The sequence below is a fragment of the Peribacillus sp. NPDC097295 genome (genome assembly GCF_044761665.1).
Lineage (GTDB): Bacteria > Bacillota > Bacilli > Bacillales > DSM-1321 > Peribacillus.
Genome location: NZ_JBIWCW010000004.1, coordinates 14,209 through 30,578, shown reverse-complemented (window position 1 = coordinate 30,578; position 16,370 = coordinate 14,209). Strand labels below are relative to the sequence as shown.

Sequence of the window (16,370 nt, the reverse complement as noted above, 5' to 3'; positions counted from 1 at the left end):
ATCTATGAATTAGGGTCAAAAAGGTTTTGGTCAGAATGTGGACTACTGGTATATTTATAACGATACATTCATACACCTTTAATTAAGGGGGCGATGATTTGCGAGAAATTGAGGTTTTTATTGATACAGAGGAGATAGCCGAATTCTTTTTCCAAGAATTGTTGAAGCGGGGCTATCTTCCAAAAGAATCTGAAGTAGAAGATCTTGCTGACATCACATTCGAATACCTTCTTGAAAAATGTATTATTGATGAAGAAGTCGATGAGTGATGTATCATCCATCAATGGGCGTTTTCCTTGCCATTACTCCTTAAAACAACAAAGAAGACGGCGGATTTCCGCCGTTTTGTTGCGGTCTTACATATAATTTCGAAAGATGAAATATCCTATTTTCTTTCTTCCATCGTTAAACAAAAAAGTTCTGTTTTCCTTACAAGGGGTTGGTATGTTATAGTAATTGGGAATGTCATTTCAACCACTAGTCAAGGAGGGAATTTTAATAATGAGCGTACATATTGGTGCTAAAGAAAATGAAATAGCAGAAACGGTTTTACTTCCTGGAGATCCGTTACGTGCAAAATATATCGCAGAAACATTTTTAGAGGATGCTAAATTATACAATGAAGTTAGAAACATGTTTGGTTATACAGGTACATATAAAGGGAAACGTATTTCCGTTCAAGGTACAGGAATGGGAGTCCCTTCTATTTCGATCTATGTTAATGAACTGATGAGTAGCTATAATGTGCAAAAACTTATCCGTGTCGGTACTGCAGGTGCCATTCAAAAAGATGTGAAGGTCCGAGATGTAATCTTGGCAATGAGTGCTTCAACAGATTCACAAATGAATCGGATGACATTCGGTGGCGTTGATTATGCTCCTACAGCGGATTTTGATTTGCTTAAAAACGCATATGATGCAGGACTGATGAAAGGCTTGCAATTAAAGGTCGGTAACGTGTTTACGGCAGATCAATTTTATAATGATAATAGTGAATTGGAAAAATGGGCGAAGTACCAAATCCTAGCTATAGAAATGGAATCGGCTGCATTATATACACTCGCTGCTAAGTTTGGTCGTAAAGCCCTATCCGTTTTAACGATTTCCGATCATCTATTAACAGGTGAGGAAACCACTTCCGAGGAGCGCCAAACAACATTTAACGAAATGATTGAAGTATCATTAGAAGCAGCCATTAAAGAGTGATTATAAGCTTTAATTATTTACGGGTGACCAGGATTAAATGAGACTAAGATAGTTATTTAGTTTTTTACTTAATCCTTGGTGTCCGTATTTTTTGCACTTACATAGAATAAAAGTGTGGAAAGTCCATCATGATATTTTATTGAATTAAAGGAATAAAGCGAACGATTACATAAAATTTGATAACTAAAGTTTTTCGAATGGCAAGAAAGCTGTTAAAATAGGTTGTATTAATTTATATTGTCATGAAGAATGAAAGTGGTGAAGCTTCAGTGGAAGAAGAAAATCGACAACAGCCCAAAGATGAAGGGAAATATGTGAAAATAAAGAAGTTTACATTTATTATGGGAGTTTTCTTACTCATATTTTTAACCGCAGGAATTACAACTATTGCGTTGACCTTTGGAGATGAAAAAGTAGAGTCACTAGCACCGAATAATCATTCTGAATTTGAAAAGCTGTATTCTACATACGATAAGATAAAAGATGACTACTATCAAGAAATCGATGAGAACACACTGGTGGACGGAGCAATAAATGGGATGATTGAATCGTTGGATGATCCTTATTCCTCTTATATGGATGAAAAGGAAGCATCAAGCTTTCATGAGAGTATCTCATCTTCCTTTGAAGGGATCGGTGCCGAGATTCAAGAAAAAGATGGACAAATCATGGTGGTCTCCCCAATTAAAGGATCACCGGCAGAAGAAGCAGGGGTCAGGCCTAATGACATCATACTTAGTGTCAATGGCAAAAACCTTGAGGGTTTAAGCTCATCGGAAGCTGTTTTGAAAATTAGAGGTAAAAAGGGAACGAAGGTAGAGCTTTCTATCTCAAGAGTCGGTGAAAAGGGACCGATTTCCTTATCCATTAAGCGTGATACAATTCCGATTGAAACGGTTTATTCGGAAATGCTTGAGAGTGGAATCGCCAAAGTCCAGGTTACAAGTTTTTCTGAGCATACGGTTGAAGAGTTAAATAAAGCTCTGGAAGATATGAATAAAAAAGAAATGAAAGGCCTTATATTGGACTTGCGTGGCAACCCGGGTGGATTGCTTGACCAAGCCATAGCAATGGCAAACTTATTTATCCCGAATGGAGAAGTAATTCTTCAGGTCGAGAATCGAAATGGAAAAAAAGAAGTTTATAAATCGCAAAATAATGGAGAAATGAAATTACCTGTGGTCGTGTTGATCGATGATGGCAGTGCCAGTGCATCTGAAATCGTTGCTGCTGCTGTAAGTGAATCGGCGGATATTCAGTTAATAGGAACAAAGTCATTTGGGAAAGGTACTGTACAAAAAGCCGAAGACTTTGAGGATGGTTCCAATTTTAAATATACTGCACAAAAATGGTTGACTCCAGAAGGTAATTGGATTCATAAAAAAGGAATACAGCCAGATATCAAAGTGAAACTTCCTGAATATGCTACTCTTCCATATATCTCGCCGGATAAAGCGTTGAAAGTGTCTGATTCATCGAGTGAAGTGGAAGCTGCTGAAAAAATGTTGAAAGAAGCGGGTTATAAACCAGGAAAAGTGGATAATTACTTTGATGAAGATACAAAATTAGCGGTCAAAGAATTCCAAAGCGATCATAAAATCAAAGAGACAGGTGTCATTAAAGACGACACAACCGTTAAATTGATGGAAGTTATCAGGGATAAAATCCTTGAAAATGATACTCAAGTGAAAAAAGCGGTGGAAGTTTTAAAAAAGGAAATTAAATAATCTGTTTTACAATGGCCTGTCAGCAGTTTTCGCTGATAGGCCATTTTTTCGTTATGGGAACGAACCGTATTAATATCTACCAAAAAGAACCTCGGCAGAATAAATATAAAAAAATAAAACAGACTTCGTTAATAAGTCTGTTTTGATATATCAGTTTATAAATAGATTCACTTAACAAATAGAGGGATATTGTTCCTGTAATCGGGTGTTATGATTCCGTTTTCGGTAATGATGCTTGTTATAAGTGAATTCGGTGTGACATCAAAGGCAGGATTGAATGTCTTTACATTTTCAGGAGCAATCCTGACTCCTTGTATGGAAGTGATTTCATCCCCATTTCGTTCTTCGATAGGGATGGAGTTTCCCGATTCAAGAGATGAATCGAACGTGCTCGATGGTGCGGCTACATAGAAGGGGATATCATAATGTTTAGCTAAAATTGCTAAACCTAATGTTCCAATCTTATTGGCAGTATCACCGTTTGCCGCTATACGGTCAGCGCCGACGATGATGGCTCCAATTTTTTTCTGCAAAATGGTATGAGCAGCCATATTATCTGAGATTAAAGTAACATCGACACCTGCCTGCATGAGTTCCCATGCGGTAAGCCGCGCCCCTTGCAGGACAGGCCTGGTTTCACAGGCATAAACCTTTATGGGCAAGGACCTCTCCCTGGCTAGATGAAAGGGTGCAAGCGCTGTTCCGTACCGTGCCGTGGCAATGCCCCCGGCATTACAATGGGTTAAGATAGAGTCACCTTCGTTGAATAAGGATAGCCCGTATTCACCTATTTTTCGGCACATCTCTTCATCCTCTGTAAAGATCGTTTTTGCCTCTGAAACAAGGGCACTTTTGGCTGCCGGTATGCTTTTGGCTGCTTGTAGAGTTTTCTCCATTCTTTTTAGTGCCCAAAAAAGGTTGACCGCTGTAGGTCTTGAAGAAGCAAGTTTCGTAATATGCTTCATGACATTTTGTTTGAATTGCCATAATTCCGTAGTATTTTCTTGGGTCGCACCAAGAGCTACGCCATATGCTGCAGTGATACCGATGGCCGGGGCACCGCGGACTTTCAAGGTTAAGATGCTGTCATAAACATCTTTAACCGTATAAAGTTCAATGAATTCTGTTTTTGAAGGTAAGGCCTGTTGATTCAACAAGGTAATATGGGTATCTTTCCATTGGACGGAAAGGGGTAATGGTATTGTAGTTGTCATATGTATTTCTCCTTATAATGTTGAATATGAAGCTAGTGTATACTGCTTTACGATTTCATTTACTGTTGGAATATTCAGTTCTTTTCGATTCTTGATTAAATAGGCACCGACTTTCAAGGTGGCCGTTTTAGCTGCAATTCTAGTTTCTTTATTCTCGATGCCATTTAAATCAGCAACATGAGATAAACCGATGGTTCTCCGGATCAGTTCACAGCCAGCAAAGCCATATGCATCACTTTTGAATTTGGTAAGTACATAAGAAAGATAACCATCAACCTTACTGTACGGGCTTTTGTTATCCGAATTCCAAAGAGCCGTATATGTTTCTTCAAACGTATCCAAAAATTCCTGAAGATATGTAAAGATTTCTTCCTTTTCAGCAGCGGGGCGTGTAATGGCTTGGAAGAGAAGATTCGCAATGTATTGGCCAAGGTCAAATCCAACAGGACCATAAAAAGCGAATTCAGGGTCAATCACCTTTGTTTCTATATCGCTTGCAAAAATACTTCCTGTATGTAAGTCGCCATGAAGGAGGGCTTCCTGTTCGGATTCAAAACACTGTTTTAACTTAGCTACTTCAAGTATCAGTTCAGCATCATTCCAGATGGTCTGGGCAGCCACCTTTAACTCAAGCTCGAACTCACCTGGATGCTCCTCAAAAAAAGGATCGGTAAAAATGAAGACCTCAGTAATTTTACAGAGTTCAGGATTCGTGAAGTTTCGCGCAACCTCTTTTTTCGCTGACGGTTCCAGATGAAAATCTGACGTATAAAAGGCGGTCTTAGCGACAAATTCACCGATATGTTTAGATAATAATGGGAAATGATTGCCATCGATTAATCCAGTCCGGGCAATTTTCAAATGTGATAGATCTTCCATGATGGTGATGGCAAGCTGTTCATCAGAATAATAGACCTTTGGGACAAATTCAGGACAATAGCTTCCAAATTGGATGAGTGCATTAGCTTCGATTGCGGCTCTTTTTAAAGTCAATGGCCAGCTTTCGCCAAGGACCTTTGCATAAGGAACTGCTTGTTTGATGATGACTCCTTTATTGGTGTCGGGATTGGTAACGTGAAAAACATAATTCAAATTTCCATCACCGATTTCATTACATTGGAGTGAGTCATTTGTATGGATTAGGCCAAGTTTTTTTGTCAGGGCGATTGCCGTTTCGTTGGTCAAAAGTTTGAAATTCGATGGTTGAGTCATTTCGTTCCCTCCAGTTCTTTGAATATAATGTAAAAAGCCTCTTTCATATAGAAAGAGGCAGAAGTTTTATCTTCGGACCTCTCATCTCCCAGAAAGTAATCTTTTCTGGTGGAATTAGCACCGTGCCCTGTGGATTTGAATCCGGCGGAATTTCCGCCCCATTTCACAATGGAATTACAGTCGGTTGCTGGGCTTCATAGGGCCTTTATCCCTCAGCCTGCTCTTGATAAGAGTATTGTTTTTATTTTCAGAAATATTAATCTTCGATAGAATGATATCAATATTTTAAATAGTTTGTCAACGTAAAATTAATAATATTCAGGACGACGGTCTTCAAATACGGGGATTTTACTCCTTGCCTCTGTCACTTTGACCAAATCAAGGGTGCCCAGTAGTATTTCCTTTTCTTCTCCTGCTTCGCAAATGATATCTCCCCATGGATCAATGATCATGGAATGTCCGGCAAATACATTATTGGGATCGGATCCAGATCGATTCACAGCGACAACGAAGGCTTGATTTTCGATTGCCCTACTGATTAACAGTGACCTCCAATGACTGAGTCTCGTTTTTGGCCACTCAGCTGATATGAATAAAATCTCCGCACCGCGTACCGTATGGGCCCGCTGCCATTCCGGGAAACGGATATCATAACAAATGAATCCTGCACAAACTTTTTCATCAAGGGTAAATAAGCCATCTCTTTCACCAGGTTGTAAGTAATGGTGTTCATCCATCAATTGAAACAGGTGGAGCTTATCGTAGTCTTTTAGGAGATTCCCGTCCTTATCGATGATTAGCATGGTGTTATAGATACCTTCCGTGGTTTTTTTGGCAATCGAACCACCAACAAGGTGAATGCGGTGTTTTTTTGCAAGGTTTTTTAGGAAGGTAATGGTTCGTTCCGCTTCTTCGTCTGCGATTTCTTCTAATCTAGTTAAGTCATAGCCAGTTGTCCATAGCTCCGGCAACATGACGATATCGGGCTTAGATTGTGAGGCTTTTTCAATCCATTGTTCTGCCACCTGATAATTAATATCTGGCTGACCATAGGCAATATCCATTTGTAGACAGGAAATTTTCCATTTCATCATTTTATTCCCCCATATGTAAAAAAGAACTTTACAAGATTATGATAACCATATATCATTTGTGACTATAATTTCAAGAAATTTCAGAGAAGGTGTAAAAATGGTACAATTCGAAAAATCCAGACTGCTTCAGGAGCTTCCCAAGCAATTTTTTGCTTCTTTAGTTGAGAAAGTAAATAAAATAACGGCGCAAGGACATGATGTCATTAACCTTGGTCAGGGAAATCCAGATCAACCGACTCCTGGTCATATTGTGCAAAAACTGCAGACAGCGGCAGAAAATAGCATGAATCACAAATATTCTCCTTTCCGCGGCCATCAATATTTAAAAGAAGCTGCGGCTCTCTTTTACGAACGTGAATATGGCGTCAAGCTAGACGCTAAAGCGGAAGTGGCGATTCTATTTGGTGGAAAGGCTGGCCTGGTGGAATTACCGCAGTGCTTGCTGAATCCAGGCGATACAATTTTAGTGCCTGATCCTGGCTATCCCGATTATTTATCAGGAGTGACCTTAGCACAGGCTAAAACGGAAATTATGCCTTTGACGCAAGAAAATGATTTTCTCCCCAATTACAGGGAAATAGATAATGAAATCTTTGAAAAAGCCAAAATGATGTTTTTGAATTATCCGAATAATCCTACTGGTGCTTCGGCAACAGAAGAGTTTTTTGAAGAAACCGTGAGAAGGGCCAAAGAACACTCGATCTGTGTGGTTCATGATTTTGCATACGGTGCAATTGGGTTTGATGGAAAAAAACCGGTAAGTTTCCTCCAGGTAGAAGGAGCGAAAGAAGTCGGAGTAGAAATCTATACTCTATCTAAAACCTATAATATGGCGGGGTGGAGAGTCGGCTTTGCTGTTGGCAATGAAAGTATCATTGAAGCGATTGAATTATTTCAGGATCATCTTTATGTCAGCCTTTTTCCCGCCATACAAGAAGCGGCGGAATGTGCCTTATTGAATTCCCAAAACTGTGTGAATGAACTGGTGAACTTGTACGAAAGTCGAAGAAATGTATTGATTGAAGGATTACGGTCAATTGGCTGGGAAGTTAACTCTCCCGATGCTTCCTTTTTTGCATGGCTTAAGGTTCCAAAAGGATTTACATCTGAGAGCTTTGCGGATCACTTATTAACTCACGCTCATGTCGCTGTTGCACCAGGAAATGGTTTTGGTGAGTTTGGTGAAGGTTATGTCAGGGTAGGACTTCTTACTTCAGAAGAGAGACTTCAAGAAGCGGTTGACAGAATTGGTGCATTGAACTTATTTGAGAAAAATAGTCAGTTTAAGGTTTGAATGATTTAAAACACTAAAACCTATTGACAAAGTATGAATTGCGTGAAAGAATATATAAATAATTCTAAATTTTTAAAATAGAAACTGAACAAAAATATAATAGCATTTTCTTATTATGAGCAGGTGGAGGGACTAGCCCGATGAAACCCAGCAACCGACTGTAATTCCATTGTGAAATGGGGCGGAAATTTCGCCGGATCCATGTTGGATCCATAAGGCACGGTGCTAATTCTTGCAGCTATCCGGCTGGGAGATAAGAAGATGGCTTTTTAAAGCCTCTTCTTTAGGAAGGGGCTTTTGTTTTTTGCTCAAAAATGGATGGGTAAATATCACTCTTTTTCAAATGGGCAGAGCTGGGTAAATGAAGAATACTTCAACATTGACTTTTAACGTATTAGGGGTGATCAGATGAGCGAAATAATCGCTACGTATTTACTTCATGATTTCAAAGGAGAGCATGAGAAAAAAGCAGAAGGCATTGCATTAGGATTGACGGTAGGCACTTGGACCGAACTGCCTCAACTGGTGCAGAAGCAATTGGAAAAACATAAAGGGAGGGTGATTTCCGTAACACCCCTTCCTGAAGAAAATAGGGCTAATCTCTATTTCGGTCAAAAAGTATACCGTTCGATTATCCGGATTGCCTACCCGGCAGGTAATTTTTCTAATGATCTACCGGCCATCCTGACGACGGTATTCGGTAAACTATCATTGGATGGGGAAATCAAATTGATAGATTTGGATTTTGTCGGTGATATTCAAAAGGCATTCCCAGGTCCTCGATTTGGCATTACTGGAATCAGGGAAAAAATTAATGTATTTGACCGTCCCCTCGTGATGAGTATTTTTAAAGGGGTATTAGGTCGGGATCTTGCTTATCACAATGAACAATTGTTGCAGCAGGCATTGGGTGGAGTCGACCTTGTAAAGGATGATGAAATCCTCTTTGATCAAGATCAGACGCCATTTTTCGATAGAGTCAGAACTGGGAAGACCATTTTGGAAGATGTCTATGAAACAACGGGGCATCGGACTTTATATGCTGTGAATCTATCAGGGAAAACATTCGAATTAATGGATAAAGCAGAGCGTGCAGCTGAAGCAGGGGCCGATGCCTTATTATTCAACGTTCATACATATGGGTTAGATGTACTGCAGGCTTTACGTGAAAATAATCGGATTAACCTGCCGATCATGGCTCATCCGGCATATAGCGGGGCATTAGCTTCATCTTCATTTTATGGAGTCAGCTTTTCGCTTCTCCTTGGAAAGTTGGTAAGGCTCTCAGGTGCTGATTTATCCCTATTCCCTTCTCCATATGGAAATGTGGCACTCGATAAAGCAGAGACATTGGCGATTGCTGAAGCGTTGACGAAAAATGAGCCATCATGGAAAAAGGCGTTCCCGGTCCCTTCTGCGGGCATACATCCAGGTATGGTACCTGATCTCATCAAGGACTTTGGAGTGGAAAGCGTGATAAATGCGGGTGGTGGAGTCCATGGTCACCCTGAAGGAGCAAAGGGCGGAGCACAGGCATTCCGTTCAGCAGTAGAAGCTGTCCTTGCTGGGAAATCATTGTCTCTAGCAGCTAGGGAAGATCATGCCCTTCAAAAAGCGCTGGCCCTATGGGGAGGATTATAAGCATGATCAAACCGATTATTTTTTGTGATTTTGATGGAACGGTTACCAACTCGGATAATATCATCTCAATCATGAAGAAGTTCGCCCCGCCAGGTTGGGAGGCATTAAAAGATGGCGTCCTTCAGCAAAAAATCAGTATTTCTACAGGTGTGGGCGAGATGTTTTCCCTGCTGGACAGCGATTTAAAGGATGACATCATCCATTATGTGAAGGATACAGCGGGCATTCGTCCGGGATTCAGTGACTTTGTTGATTTTTCAAGAAAAGAAGATATTCCTTTCTATATTGTAAGTGGTGGAATGGATTTCTTCGTTGAACCACTTTTGAATGATTTATTGTCTACAGACCGCGTCTATTGTAATCATGCCAATTTTGATCAAGAAAAAATTTTGATTGAGTGGCCGCATACATGTGATGAGCATTGTGATTATGAATGTGGCTGTTGTAAACCATCAATTATGAGGAAACTTTCAACGAGAAATGACTACAGGCTGGTTATCGGAGATTCGGTTACGGATTTTGAAGCCGCTAAACAAGCTGATTTTGTAATTGCACGTGACCGGCTGCTTGAAAAGTGTCGAAAAGAAGCTATTCCTCATCATGAATTTGAAACTTTCCATGATGTAATCAATATTCTAAAAAAGCTACAGGAGGTGTAAGAGTGATGCTTTCAAAAGAGTGGCAGGAATTAGCGGAAATAAAGGCTGAACTGGCGGAGCGGGATTGGTTCATGGGAACGAGTGGGAATTTATCGATCCGTGTGGCTAAAAGCTCGAATTTTTATATAACGGCTAGTGGCAAAGATAAGCGTAAGCAGACAGACTCAGATTTTATATTGGTGGATTTGTCTGGAGCACCAGTCGGAATGACCGAACTCAGACCTTCTGCCGAGACACTCCTTCATACAGAGATTTATCGGAAGACCGAAGCGAATTGCATCCTCCATGTGCATACCGTTGAAAATAACGTGATGTCTGAGTTGTATGGTGAAGTGGGGGAAGTGACGTTCCGAAATCATGAAATCATCAAAGCGACTGGCCGATGGCTGGAAGATTCAGAGTTGAAGATACCCATCATCCATAATCATGCACATATTCCTCTGTTGGCCGAAACATTCAGTCCTCATGTCGTTGCAGACACGGGTGTCGTGCTTATCAGAAATCATGGCATCACCGTTTGGGGAAAAAGTGGACTGGAAGCAAAGAAAATACTAGAAGCATGTGAATTTCTGTTCCAATACCAGCTGCTGCTTAATCAGCAAAAGGTAGTGGCAGGAACCATCATATAAAACCTTAAAGGAGGAAAATTAATGGCTACAATTAGATTTCATGAAACAAATGAGGTAATAGAAATAAATGAAGAGGTTCATAGCTTTTTAGAGACACAAGGCGTCATTTACGAACAATGGGACATTTCAAAATTGCCAGCTCATTTGGTAGAAAAATATGACCTAACGGATGCCGATAAAAATGAAATTCTTGAAGCCTTCCAGTCTGAGATTAGTGAAATATCAGAAAGAAGAGGATATAAAGCGCATGATATTATCTCATTATCAGATGCCAATCCAAATCTAGATCAACTCTTACAAAACTTCAAGCAAGAACACCATCATGAAGATGATGAGGTACGGTTCATCGCTGGGGGAACTAGTATCTTTGCCATTGAAGGCAGTGAGGGGAAATGGTTTGATGTACGCCTCAACCCTGGAGATTTAATTAGCGTACCTGAATCGACTCGCCATTATTTTACACTAGCAGAAGATAGAAAAACAGTGGCCGTCCGCATTTTCGTTACACCAGCCGGCTGGGTGCCCATTTATGAAAAAGATGAAGTTCAGGCATGATAAACGATTTAAAAACCAGCTTTCGGGCTGGCTTTTTTGTGTGGTTTCCCAGTGTGCTTTAGCAGGAGAAGTATGATAAAATTTAACGGGGATAAAAATAGCATGGATCATAGGAGCAGATATTAATGAAAACGACCGAAATATACATATTAGGCGGTTTTCTCGGCAGTGGGAAAACGACGCTTCTTCGAAATATATTAAAGCAGGAAAGTGAAGCGCGCAGAAAAGTGGCTGTGCTTTTAAATGAACTTGGCAGTGTGTCGGTAGACAGCGGCCTTATTGGTGATGATGTACCGTTGAAGGAATTGTTCGATGGATGCATATGTTGTACCATTCAGGACAAACTTGAAATTCAGCTGCAAGAATTACTGATCGAAAATGATTTAGATGCCGTGTATATTGAAACGACAGGGGCTGCCCATCCGGTTGAAGTACTTGATGGAATTATGTCACCACTTTTTGCTAATAATCTGGAGTATAAAGGGATTATCACAGTTGTCGATTTATTGAGGTGGCGTGATCGTGAACAGCTTTCGCCGCAACTTCGTCAGTTACTATCCGAACAGATCCACCATGCAGATTTCATACTATTAAATAAAGCTGATTTGGTAAGTGAAATGGAAGCCGCTCAACTTATTTATTCGATTCAAGGATTGAATCCCGAAGCTGTATGCTTATTGACGGAATATGCTGCCGTTGCCCTTAGTTCCCTGCAGCAAATGCATAGGAAGCAACATACAAACCATCAAAAGCTAGATGTACATAGCCATCTCCATTTAAGTGCAATCGTGCACACTTTTGAAGGGGCCATTAATCAAACCGATTTTGAAGATTGGCTCAGGGCCTTACCTGAAACGGTGTATCGAATGAAGGGTTATCTTTCCTTCACCCATTCGCAATACCCTACTTTATTTCAGTATTCATACGGCATGCCATTGTATATGAATGAAATGATTAAAATGCCTTTGAATATCGTGATTATTGGAGAAAAACTGAATAAAGACACTATAATCAGTGAGTTGAAATCTTTGGAAGCAAAGGCAGCTATGTAGGTGTTTACCTCCCATCAAAACCGGGAAATGAAGGGTAAACAAGTCTTCAAGGAGGCAATATAGATGCCGTGGAATAAAAGTGATTATCCTAATTCAATGAAAAACCTGGATGAAGATGTCCGTGAAAAAGCAATCGAGATTGCGAATGCATTACTTGATGAAGGTTATGATGAAGGAAAAGCGATTCCAATAGCCATTGATCGAGCAAAAATGGCAGTCGGAAATGAGTGAAAAAAATCAGGCCCCATTAAAAGGGCCTGATTTTTTTATGACTGGAGACCAAAAGCGGCAAATGTTTTTTCATCCTCAATTAAGCCACAGGCTGCGCACTGTACTCGAACATCAGGCCCGTTATATGCTAAGTGAAAGGGCTGAAGGGAATCATTTGAATACTGTTCAACAATCTCACCTGATTGTGGATCTTTCTTAACAGGGGTCGGTACTTGTTCAATGAGATTGAAGCGAGATTTATTTGTCCGGCAATTCGGACAGCGATATACTTGAGACAATGCACTCACTCCTTTAATAGATAATACGTATTTACGGATAGTCTTTACGAAAGTGAATGCTAATATGTATAAAAAAGTAATCGATGGAAGGGAAAGGGATGAAAGATAAAGTGAATGAACGAACTTTGTTGGAAGCTTATACAAGGATATGGAATAACAGGAAGTTGATGAAGGAGAAGGAAGAACCGCTACATGTTCTATCAGAACTTATCCGCCGTGAACTCTTGGATGAAAATGCCCATCCACGAGCCAGGAAGCCCATCCATGAAAAATTCCGATTGAGTGTAAATCGGGTGATGGAATCTCCATTAACCGATGAAGAAAAGAGGGAAATCGTCTCAATTTACCGAACGGTCCATGAAAGAATATTGGCTTCAAAGTAAAAAAGTGAGTCATGTCGGTCATTTTTCGTTTCAGCTTCACACTTTTTTCACACGTTGGTGATAAAATTTACTAAAAATACCTTTTAAATGAATGAGGAGCCAAAATCATGAGGCAGGTTATTGTCCTTTTATTTGCGGTGATCCTACTTGGTGGGTGCAACAGCAGTGATACATATACGAAAGTGAACCTGGATAAATCTTTTTTGGCTACAGTCAACATCAAAGATACGAGCTTGACATTCCTGGATGAAAACTATCAGCGTTTTGCCAGGTGGGATATTTCCGAACCATTTACCGGTGCTTTACTCTTAGCGGACAAAGATACGGTGCTTCTGTATGGAAAGGAGATGGCGACAATTGAGGTGTACTCGTTATCCGCTGGTAAACACATTGACAGCTGGAAAGCAGGGAAGGGAATCGTCAACATGCTTTTGCTTCACAATGGGGAGGGCATTGTTGCTGTCAACCAACTGAATCACTCCATTTACTTTTTCGATGAAGAAGGCAAGCATCAAGAGAGAGTCAAGGTTGGCGAGAGTCCCTTGACCGTTCTTCAAGGAAAGCTAGGTAGTAACTTATATGTAATTAACTTTGGTGATACCCTTTGTTCGGTCATTGACCTTGAAACGAAACAGGTTGATAGGGAGTTTACGATACAGGGTTCTTCCACTGGAGCGCTTTTAAGGGAAGAACAACGGGAGATTTGGATCGGTGGCCATGGGGAAGGAAATCAGGTTGAAGAAAATCTCTATATGTATTCGACTGAAACGGGAAAAATGAAAGGAAAGCTTAAGGTTCCAACTATGCCAATAAAATTCATTGAAAATGAAGACGGGATCTTTATCCTGAGTCACGGTACAAGTTCTTTATATAAGATGAATGACAAGTATGAAGAGATCAAGAGCCTCGTTGTGGGTGTTAACCCTTTTGAAATGGGAAACTTCAAAGGAGATTTGATAGTGGCAGGGTATGATAGTGACAAAGTGTATATAGTGAATACTGATACCATGGATGTCAAGCAAACTGTCGAAGTCGGAGAAGGTCCATTTCAAATGATGATTAGGGAGTAGATAATATGCATCATTACACCATTTTAATCGTTGATGATGAAGAAGATATGCGTAATTTAGTGGAAATGTATTTGCTTAACTCAGGGTATACATGTCTTCAAGCTGAAAATGGGATACAAGCTATAAACCTGATTGAATTACGTGAAGTCGATCTAATCCTAATGGATATCATGATGCCTGAAATGGACGGTTTCTCCATATGTGAAAAAATCCGTTCTCAATCTGAAGTCCCTATTATTTTTGTCAGTGCTAAAGGTGAAGAATGGGATAAGGTCAAAGGATTACGGATGGGAGCCGATGATTATATGGTAAAGCCCTTTAATCCAGGTGAACTGGTGGCAAGGGTCGAAGCTGTATTACGTAGGACAGGAAAAAGGAAAATGCCATTGAACCGAGAAAACGTAAATATGTTACAGTTGGGTGAAATTTGCGTGAATCTTGATGCTAGAAATGTATTCATTGAGAAAGAGCAAGTCATTTTGACATTGAAGGAATTTGAATTGCTTGTATTCCTCATGCGTCACCAAAATCAAGTGCTAAGCCGCGAACAACTCCTTGAGAACATTTGGGGCACAGAGTATGGAGGCTCTTTACGGACGGTAGATACGCATATCAAAACGCTAAGAATGAAAATGAGAATAGCTGATTATATTCATACGGTTTGGGGGATTGGCTATAAAATAGAGGAAAAACATGTGGAATAAGCGACAGTCCCTTTCTATTAAACTGTGGTTTACAGTTATTGCAGCAATTATTCTCTCATTCCTATTCGCATACTCGCTATCTCAATATTATTATAAAAATTTATATGTTAAGAAAATAAAAACAGATTTAGTCAATGAAGCTACCTTGCTTGGGGAGGACTATCCGGGAGGGAAAATCACTGAAGATTTTGTGCAAAGGGTGGAATGGTTCAATAGTAAAAATGACAGTGAAGTCTTTGTTGTCAACAATCCAAGGGAATTGAGTGCCTGCCTGCCATTTGAGATTGATTATGACACCCTCATCTCCGAAGAAGAAAGACAATTGCTTTTAGAGGGACATGCCATTGAAAAAGAGGGATACGAGAGAAGATTCGAAAAGAATATTGTTGCCGCAGTTATTCCTCTAATTGATGAGGACCGACTTGAAGGAATCATCTATACATACATTCCCGTCGATTCCATTACAGAGTTACTTAGAGAACTAGCTGAAAAATGGTTAGCTGCCGTTTTCTTATTTTTAATCGTAGCGATTTTCCTTATGACAAAATGGTTGAAAAAGCTGATCAGCCCAATCAATGAAATCGAAAGGGCAGTCCATCGCGTTTCCGAAGGTGATTATAACATAAAACTTCAAGTTGAAAGCCAAGATGAAATAGGAAGATTGGCACAAGCTTTTAATGAGATGGCTCAGTCCGTTTTTTTAGAAGAAGAAAGAAAAAAAGAATTCCTTGAAAATGTAGCACATGAGTTAAGAACACCACTGAGCTATGTGATGGGATATACACAGGCCCTAAAGGACGGTATTGTGAAGGGTGAGGAAGAAAAACAAAAATACCTTCAACTCATTTCAAGGGAAACGCACAGGTTACAGAAACTCTTAAGGGATTTGATGGAATTAGCCAAGTTGGACAGTGAGCAAATCGTTTCTGATAGCACGCCGATTGCCTTTGCCCAATTCATTGAAGATGTGATTGCTAAATATCAACCTATATTAAAAGAGAAGCAAATTCGTTTACAGATTGAACTGGATCCCGACCCTATTATTTTGGGAGTTGAAGGAAGGGTGGAACAAATCCTTCATAACATCTTGGATAATTCTATTAAATATACGGATAGGGTAGGTACCATATCCCTTTCATTACACCAACGAAAAGAAGAGTGTGAGCTTGTCATCAACGATACGGGAAGAGGTATACCGGCAGTCGATCTTCCCCATGTGATGGAACGCTTTTACCGAGTGAACAAAGCTCGAAGTCGATTTGATGGGGGTTCGGGGCTTGGGCTTTCCATCGTCAAAAAACTGGTGGATCAACAAAAAGGAAAGATTCATATAGAAAGTGTGGAGCAGAAGGGTACAAAAGTCCGCATTATACTTCCAACAATAAATGATGATTGGAAATTATAACAAAGGGGAAATAAGC

18 protein-coding genes and 2 riboswitches are annotated in these 16,370 nt (G+C 40.0%); of the genes, 14 read left to right on the top strand and 4 right to left on the bottom strand.

Annotated elements, in window-relative coordinates; genetic code table 11:
* Nucleotides 1-98: 98 nt before the first annotated feature.
* The 3 genes from ACIQXN_RS08705 (at nt 99) to ACIQXN_RS08695 (ending at nt 2,933) form a co-directional block, all read left to right on the top strand.
* A complete protein-coding gene (locus tag ACIQXN_RS08705) occupies nt 99-269 on the top strand; it encodes a YozD family protein (protein WP_402964827.1) in 171 nt (56 codons plus the stop codon).
* A gap of 232 nt (nt 270-501) precedes the next feature.
* Entirely contained in the window at nt 502-1,206 is a 705-nt protein-coding gene (gene deoD, locus ACIQXN_RS08700; RefSeq protein WP_402964823.1) for a purine-nucleoside phosphorylase, read from the top strand.
* 269 nt (nt 1,207-1,475) lie between these two features.
* A complete protein-coding gene (locus tag ACIQXN_RS08695; protein WP_402964819.1) occupies nt 1,476-2,933 on the top strand; it encodes a lmo1851 family serine protease in 1,458 nt (485 codons plus the stop codon).
* A 167-nt stretch (nt 2,934-3,100) separates the two neighbouring features.
* Here ACIQXN_RS08695 and mtnA read toward each other — a convergent pair whose 3' ends face one another.
* The 3 genes from mtnA to ACIQXN_RS08680 all read right to left on the bottom strand — a co-directional run bounded on the left by mtnA (nt 3,101) and on the right by ACIQXN_RS08680 (nt 6,450).
* Nucleotides 3,101-4,147, bottom strand: a complete 1,047-nt coding sequence (gene mtnA, locus ACIQXN_RS08690; protein WP_402964815.1) for an S-methyl-5-thioribose-1-phosphate isomerase — start codon at nt 4,145-4,147, stop codon at nt 3,101-3,103.
* 12 nt (nt 4,148-4,159) lie between these two features.
* A complete protein-coding gene (gene mtnK / locus ACIQXN_RS08685) occupies nt 4,160-5,359 on the bottom strand; it encodes an S-methyl-5-thioribose kinase (RefSeq protein ID WP_402964811.1) in 1,200 nt (399 codons plus the stop codon).
* Between the two features lie 78 nt (nt 5,360-5,437).
* A riboswitch (SAM riboswitch) is annotated at nt 5,438-5,592 on the bottom strand.
* Nucleotides 5,593-5,667: 75 nt separating this feature from the next.
* A complete protein-coding gene (locus tag ACIQXN_RS08680) occupies nt 5,668-6,450 on the bottom strand; it encodes a carbon-nitrogen family hydrolase (protein WP_402966064.1) in 783 nt (260 codons plus the stop codon).
* 100 nt (nt 6,451-6,550) lie between these two features.
* Between ACIQXN_RS08680 and ACIQXN_RS08675 the strand changes: the two genes are divergently transcribed.
* The 7 genes from ACIQXN_RS08675 to ACIQXN_RS08645 all read left to right on the top strand — a co-directional run bounded on the left by ACIQXN_RS08675 (nt 6,551) and on the right by ACIQXN_RS08645 (nt 12,514).
* Entirely contained in the window at nt 6,551-7,747 is a 1,197-nt protein-coding gene (locus ACIQXN_RS08675; protein ID WP_402964807.1) for a pyridoxal phosphate-dependent aminotransferase, read from the top strand.
* A gap of 107 nt (nt 7,748-7,854) precedes the next feature.
* A riboswitch (SAM riboswitch) is annotated at nt 7,855-8,007 on the top strand.
* Nucleotides 8,008-8,155: 148 nt separating this feature from the next.
* Nucleotides 8,156-9,388: a 2,3-diketo-5-methylthiopentyl-1-phosphate enolase gene (gene mtnW / locus ACIQXN_RS08670; protein ID WP_402964803.1), complete on the top strand. Its 1,233-nt coding sequence runs from the start codon at nt 8,156-8,158 to the stop codon at nt 9,386-9,388.
* A gap of 2 nt (nt 9,389-9,390) precedes the next feature.
* Nucleotides 9,391-10,047 (top strand): 2-hydroxy-3-keto-5-methylthiopentenyl-1-phosphate phosphatase, encoded by a 657-nt coding sequence (locus tag ACIQXN_RS08665; RefSeq protein ID WP_402964799.1) that lies wholly within the window; start codon nt 9,391-9,393, stop codon nt 10,045-10,047.
* A gap of 5 nt (nt 10,048-10,052) precedes the next feature.
* A complete protein-coding gene (locus tag ACIQXN_RS08660; RefSeq protein ID WP_402966062.1) occupies nt 10,053-10,676 on the top strand; it encodes a methylthioribulose 1-phosphate dehydratase in 624 nt (207 codons plus the stop codon).
* Between the two features lie 21 nt (nt 10,677-10,697).
* On the top strand, nt 10,698-11,231 hold the full coding sequence (locus tag ACIQXN_RS08655) for a cupin domain-containing protein (RefSeq protein ID WP_402964795.1): 534 nt from the start codon (nt 10,698-10,700) through the stop codon (nt 11,229-11,231).
* Nucleotides 11,232-11,356: 125 nt separating this feature from the next.
* Nucleotides 11,357-12,283: a CobW family GTP-binding protein gene (locus ACIQXN_RS08650; protein WP_402964791.1), complete on the top strand. Its 927-nt coding sequence runs from the start codon at nt 11,357-11,359 to the stop codon at nt 12,281-12,283.
* A 63-nt stretch (nt 12,284-12,346) separates the two neighbouring features.
* Complete coding sequence (locus tag ACIQXN_RS08645) at nt 12,347-12,514, top strand: DUF2188 domain-containing protein (protein WP_402964787.1); 168 nt, start codon at nt 12,347-12,349, stop codon at nt 12,512-12,514.
* Between the two features lie 35 nt (nt 12,515-12,549).
* On the opposite strand, the gene ACIQXN_RS08640 is transcribed toward ACIQXN_RS08645, so the two are convergent.
* Nucleotides 12,550-12,792, bottom strand: coding sequence for a DNA alkylation repair protein (locus ACIQXN_RS08640; protein WP_402964784.1), 243 nt, complete (start codon nt 12,790-12,792; stop codon nt 12,550-12,552).
* A gap of 98 nt (nt 12,793-12,890) precedes the next feature.
* Here ACIQXN_RS08640 and ACIQXN_RS08635 point away from each other — a divergent pair, with 98 nt between their 5' ends.
* The 4 genes from ACIQXN_RS08635 (at nt 12,891) to ACIQXN_RS08620 (ending at nt 16,354) form a co-directional block, all read left to right on the top strand.
* On the top strand, nt 12,891-13,175 hold the full coding sequence (locus ACIQXN_RS08635) for a hypothetical protein (protein WP_402964780.1): 285 nt from the start codon (nt 12,891-12,893) through the stop codon (nt 13,173-13,175).
* Nucleotides 13,176-13,282: 107 nt separating this feature from the next.
* Nucleotides 13,283-14,245 carry a YncE family protein gene (locus ACIQXN_RS08630; RefSeq protein ID WP_402964776.1) on the top strand — a complete coding sequence of 321 codons (963 nt, stop codon included), beginning with the start codon at nt 13,283-13,285 and terminating at the stop codon, nt 14,243-14,245.
* A 5-nt stretch (nt 14,246-14,250) separates the two neighbouring features.
* Nucleotides 14,251-14,949: a response regulator transcription factor gene (locus ACIQXN_RS08625; RefSeq protein ID WP_402964772.1), complete on the top strand. Its 699-nt coding sequence runs from the start codon at nt 14,251-14,253 to the stop codon at nt 14,947-14,949.
* The gene (locus ACIQXN_RS08620; protein WP_402964768.1) at nt 14,939-16,354 is read left to right on the top strand and encodes a sensor histidine kinase; all 1,416 of its coding nucleotides are present in this window, start codon (nt 14,939-14,941) and stop codon (nt 16,352-16,354) included. The genes ACIQXN_RS08625 and ACIQXN_RS08620 overlap by 11 nt, the downstream gene beginning before the upstream one ends.
* The last annotated feature ends 16 nt before the right edge of the window (nt 16,355-16,370 follow it).

Coding starts and splice junctions, on each gene's coding strand:
- mtnA (WP_402964815.1), bottom strand. CDS start 4,147: ATGACAACTACAATACCATTACCCCTTTCCGTCCAATGGAAAGATACC.
- ACIQXN_RS08675 (WP_402964807.1), top strand. CDS start 6,551: ATGGTACAATTCGAAAAATCCAGACTGCTTCAGGAGCTTCCCAAGCAA.
- ACIQXN_RS08625 (WP_402964772.1), top strand. CDS start 14,251: ATGCATCATTACACCATTTTAATCGTTGATGATGAAGAAGATATGCGT.
- ACIQXN_RS08645 (WP_402964787.1), top strand. CDS start 12,347: ATGCCGTGGAATAAAAGTGATTATCCTAATTCAATGAAAAACCTGGAT.
- ACIQXN_RS08665 (WP_402964799.1), top strand. CDS start 9,391: ATGATCAAACCGATTATTTTTTGTGATTTTGATGGAACGGTTACCAAC.
- ACIQXN_RS08680 (WP_402966064.1), bottom strand. CDS start 6,450: ATGAAATGGAAAATTTCCTGTCTACAAATGGATATTGCCTATGGTCAG.
- ACIQXN_RS08635 (WP_402964780.1), top strand. CDS start 12,891: ATGAAAGATAAAGTGAATGAACGAACTTTGTTGGAAGCTTATACAAGG.
- ACIQXN_RS08650 (WP_402964791.1), top strand. CDS start 11,357: ATGAAAACGACCGAAATATACATATTAGGCGGTTTTCTCGGCAGTGGG.
- ACIQXN_RS08660 (WP_402966062.1), top strand. CDS start 10,053: ATGCTTTCAAAAGAGTGGCAGGAATTAGCGGAAATAAAGGCTGAACTG.
- ACIQXN_RS08655 (WP_402964795.1), top strand. CDS start 10,698: ATGGCTACAATTAGATTTCATGAAACAAATGAGGTAATAGAAATAAAT.
- mtnK (WP_402964811.1), bottom strand. CDS start 5,359: ATGACTCAACCATCGAATTTCAAACTTTTGACCAACGAAACGGCAATC.
- ACIQXN_RS08630 (WP_402964776.1), top strand. CDS start 13,283: ATGAGGCAGGTTATTGTCCTTTTATTTGCGGTGATCCTACTTGGTGGG.
- mtnW (WP_402964803.1), top strand. CDS start 8,156: ATGAGCGAAATAATCGCTACGTATTTACTTCATGATTTCAAAGGAGAG.
- ACIQXN_RS08620 (WP_402964768.1), top strand. CDS start 14,939: ATGTGGAATAAGCGACAGTCCCTTTCTATTAAACTGTGGTTTACAGTT.
- deoD (WP_402964823.1), top strand. CDS start 502: ATGAGCGTACATATTGGTGCTAAAGAAAATGAAATAGCAGAAACGGTT.